The 395-nt window shown below is 53.7% G+C and carries 1 protein-coding gene; it reads right to left on the minus strand.

Going from position 1 to position 395, the window contains the following annotated elements; translation table 11 throughout:
* Positions 1-110: 110 nt before the first annotated feature.
* On the minus strand, positions 111-395 hold a 285-nt coding region (locus tag LNV09_RS24670), incomplete at its 5' end, for a hypothetical protein (protein WP_263559711.1).

Here is a 395-nt window from a genome sequence, read left to right on the forward strand (position 1 = left end):
GCGGCCAGCTGGCGGAGGTCCACTCGAGCGACCGGTTAGAGCGCTTTTGGTTGCAAGCAGAACACTGGGTAAAACTTTCTGCTCGCGGTCTGGCTGCGAAAGGGTTGAAATTACTCATGGTGCAGAAAGAACGTATCCGTCGAAGAACTTCGGCAATTGAGGTCGGATTCTGTTTGAAGCAGACGCTCCACCCTCGACGGATCAAAGGCCAAAGAGTCTTGTCCCTTCACGCCGACGATTCGATTGGGATACAAGATAAGCACGTTTGGAATCTGCGCTCCATCAGAAAGCTCAACCGTCACGTAGGCGGCATCCTGCTTGAATTCAACAAACGGGCCATCGCGCTCAATCAAATGAAGCGGCAGGTGCCACAAGCTTGGGGACGATGCCATGAC

It is taken from the genome of Paucibacter sp. B2R-40 (assembly GCF_025717555.1).
Taxonomy (GTDB): Bacteria; Pseudomonadota; Gammaproteobacteria; order Burkholderiales; family Burkholderiaceae_C; genus Paucibacter_A.